Annotated in this window: 6 protein-coding genes; all 6 read left to right on the top strand. The window is 28.2% G+C overall.

Annotated elements, in window-relative coordinates; translation table 11 throughout:
- A partial coding sequence (locus tag Q0V09_RS09605) for a hypothetical protein (RefSeq protein ID WP_297488960.1) occupies nt 1–338 on the top strand: 338 nt, incomplete at its 5' end.
- On the top strand, nt 335–886 hold the full coding sequence (locus Q0V09_RS09600) for a hypothetical protein (RefSeq protein ID WP_297488957.1): 552 nt from the start codon (nt 335–337) through the stop codon (nt 884–886). The genes Q0V09_RS09605 and Q0V09_RS09600, both read left to right, overlap by 4 nt.
- Nucleotides 879–1298, top strand: a complete 420-nt coding sequence (locus tag Q0V09_RS09595; RefSeq protein WP_297488955.1) for a hypothetical protein — start codon at nt 879–881, stop codon at nt 1296–1298. The genes Q0V09_RS09600 and Q0V09_RS09595 overlap by 8 nt, the downstream gene beginning before the upstream one ends.
- Before the next feature lie 16 nt (nt 1299–1314).
- Complete coding sequence (locus Q0V09_RS09590) at nt 1315–1548, top strand: hypothetical protein (protein ID WP_297488952.1); 234 nt, start codon at nt 1315–1317, stop codon at nt 1546–1548.
- Nucleotides 1545–2981 (top strand): phage tail protein, encoded by a 1437-nt coding sequence (locus Q0V09_RS09585; RefSeq protein WP_297488949.1) that lies wholly within the window; start codon nt 1545–1547, stop codon nt 2979–2981. The genes Q0V09_RS09590 and Q0V09_RS09585 overlap by 4 nt, the downstream gene beginning before the upstream one ends.
- A gap of 15 nt (nt 2982–2996) precedes the next feature.
- Nucleotides 2997–3261, top strand: a 265-nt coding sequence (locus Q0V09_RS09580) for a phage major tail tube protein (RefSeq protein WP_297488946.1), incomplete at its 3' end; no start/stop codon positions are given.

Raw genomic sequence — 3261 nt, 5'->3', positions numbered from 1 at the left:
TGAAGACATTTAAAGATTTAGTTAAGGAAGATATTGATAAAGTTTTTTTAAATATAAATGAGTTTGCAGAGAATATAATCCTGGAGTTTTCAAAAGATTTAATCTTTAAAACAAAGGGTACATTAACAAATATAGAGAGTACTTGGGTTAATCCAAGACTCTCTTATAAAGATCTACCTAAAGAAGGAGTTATATTAGGGCTTAATAACACAGTATTTGAAAACTATAAAATTAATATAGGAATAAAAGTAAAAGTTAATGGAGAAACTTATTATATAAAAAAAGCAACTGTTGGAGATTTTACTACAACAATAATTTTAGGGAGAAAAGCAACATGATATCACTTGAAATAGAAGATGAGGTTCTTAAAAATTTAAAAGTATTCTTTGGAAAAGAATCAGGGAAAATAAATAAGTTAATAAATAAAGCTTTAAGCAAAGCGATAACTTATGTTAGATCTCAAATAAAAACTAGAGTTAAAGATGATTATGAAATTTATGATAAGTTAGTTAATGACGGTTTAAAGACCTCTAAAAAGGGTAATGAAAAGTCAATACTAGCTTATACAAAGAGAAATGCTATAAGTGATTTCTATGTATCTTTAATGACTCCAGGAAGAAGTGAAAGTAAGCTACTTGCAAGTGTAAAAAAGAAAAATGGAACTAAGGAAATGAAAACATTATTCTGGGCTTATTACAAGAGTAATACAAGCAAATTAGGGCTATTTATTAGAAATAGAGAAAGAAATCATATTACAAAAGTTAAATCTCCTTCTATGTTTCAAATGTCAGTAAAAGAAGTTGATGAAAAAATTATGAATAAAGCAAATCAAATTTTTAATGAAACTTTAAAGAAATTAATGGAAAAGGAGATGCAAAATGTCTAGAGAAATACTAATGCAAAAAGAGATATTAAAGCATTTAAAAGAAAAAATAAATGATCCTTCTTTAAATTTTTATGAGATATTTATTCCAGAACCAGGATTAGTAGAAAAAGGGAAAAGCGATAGTATTTTTCCTTTTATATTAATAAGGCCAGGTAAATCTAAAAGACAGGGATATTTTAAAAGAAGAGAATTTGAGTTATTAGTAGCAGTAAAATCAGATAATGATAGTGAAGGAATAACAAAAATATTTAATTTATCGGAACAAATATCAAAAATTTTAGATGAAACTCCAACAAAAAATAATGCATATACTCTTGATCCTACAACAATAGTTGAAGATTTTGATGCAGAAGATTGTGGAGAAAATGTTTGGGGGACTAGAATTAAATTCCAATCAGATATTCCTAAATAATAAATAGAGGTGAATAATGAAAAAATATATTTATATAGGAAATGATCTTCAAATAAATCATATATTCTTAAGAAAGAACATGGTTATATCTACAAAGGATTTAGAGTTAATACTTAAGGAAAATAAAAAAGTAGAACCTTTATTTATCTTAACTGAAGATTATTCAAATAAAAAAAATGATTTAAAAAATAAGGATAGTTTTTTAAATAAAAAGTTATCAAAAATCCAGGAGGAGGTGCTTAAAGGATGACTTTTAAACATGGAATTTCAACAAAAGAATTAGAATCAAATGAAAAAGTTTATCTTGCATCAAAGTCTCCAATTGTAGTAATTGGAGCAGCTCCAATAAATATGGGAGATTTAAAGTGTATAGATACTCCAGTTTTAATTCAAAATGAAACTGATGCTGCTAAATATTTTGGAGGAGTTAATAATATTAAAGGATTTAATATTTCAGAAACTTTATATACAGCCTTCCAATTATTTGGAGTGGCACCAATCATCTGTATTAATGTGCTAGACCCTACTAAACATGGAGAAGTTCATGCATTTGAAAATCTAATAGTAAAGAATAAAAAAGTAGTAATAGAGCATTTGGGAGCTATTCCAGGAGAGCTAAGATTAACAAATGCTGAGGGAACAGCAATAAATGGAGATGCAATAGAAACATCATTTAATTCAAAAGGACAATTAGAAATACTATTAGAAGTTGATACAGCAACAGTATCTGGAAGTGTAAAGGTATTAAATCCTGCATTAATTCAACCAGGAGATATTATTGGTGGAGTTGATATAACAACACTAAAAAGAAAAGGACTTGAAGCAATAGAAGATATTTTCTCAAAATATTCAATGATTCCTGGAATAGGAATATCTCCTGGATTTACAGATAATAATGAAATTAGAACAATTATGAACACTAAATTTGAAAATGTTAATAGTAAATGGAAATCAATTATTATTGCAGATATTCCAGAAACTACTCCATATGGAGATGCTATTAAATGGAAAAAAGAAAATAATGCAATAGATCCAGAACAACTTTTAACATATGGGAAAGGTGTAATAGGCAATCAACTAATACATTTATCTACTCTTATAGCATGTGAACTAAAAAGAGGTGATTCTTTAAATGATGGAGTTCCTTGTGATTCTCCTTCAAATAAATCTGCTAAAGTTTCTAAAATAGTTTATAAAAATTCAGAAGGAGTCTATGAAGATGTTATTCTTGATGAAGTTCAAGGAAATCTATTAAATGAAAATGGAATAATAACAGCAATTAATACTCCTGGTGGTTTTATGTTTTGGGGAAATAGAACTTCAGCTTTTCAGCCTGGAGGAACTGGTGAGAAAAAAGATATTTGGATTCATGCTAAGAGGATGACTCAGTACCTATGTAACACCATTGCAATAAATAATCAATCAGAAGTAGATAAGAGAATGCCAAAATCAAGGGCAATAGCTATTAGAGATAATATCAATCAGTTCTTAGGAACATTAATTAGTAAAGAAAGACTACTTGGCGGGAGAGTAGAATTCAGACAAGAAGATAATCCAGGTCAGAGTATTGCAGGTGGAAAATTTGAATGGTTAATAACAGTTGGAGATGTTCCTATAGGAGAAGATCTAAGATTTAATGTTCTTAATAGTTCAGAATTTGCAGTGGAAATATATAAAATATAAAGGGAGGAAATAAATATGTCAATCCCAGCATTGATACAAGAATGTAGTGTGAAAATAGAAGGAAATGAAAAGATTTTAGGAATTGCGTCATTTAAAATGCCTGAAATTAGTTTTAAAGAGGAAGAGATTAATGTTTTAGGTCTTGGAGCTCATAAAGAGGTCTTAATAGGTCAACCTGAAGCTATGGCAACTACTATTAAGTTCTTAGGACTAGACAAAGCAGCTTTAAAATTAAAAACAGGAAAGAGAATAAATTTAGTTCTTTCTGCATCTGTTCAAA

Origin of the sequence: uncultured Cetobacterium sp., assembly GCF_947039425.1 — a bacterium.
In the GTDB taxonomy this organism is placed as follows: domain Bacteria; phylum Fusobacteriota; class Fusobacteriia; order Fusobacteriales; family Fusobacteriaceae; genus Cetobacterium_A.
Note: the sequence above shows the minus strand (reverse complement) of the source record. Positions and strands in the feature narration are given on the sequence as shown.

What these genes read in the sequence shown, in the direction of transcription:
- Q0V09_RS09600 (WP_297488957.1), top strand. Translation starts at nt 335, where the DNA reads ATGATATCACTTGAAATAGAAGATGAGGTTCTTAAAAATTTAAAAGTA.
- Q0V09_RS09595 (WP_297488955.1), top strand. Translation starts at nt 879, where the DNA reads ATGTCTAGAGAAATACTAATGCAAAAAGAGATATTAAAGCATTTAAAA.
- Q0V09_RS09590 (WP_297488952.1), top strand. Translation starts at nt 1,315, where the DNA reads ATGAAAAAATATATTTATATAGGAAATGATCTTCAAATAAATCATATA.
- Q0V09_RS09585 (WP_297488949.1), top strand. Translation starts at nt 1,545, where the DNA reads ATGACTTTTAAACATGGAATTTCAACAAAAGAATTAGAATCAAATGAA.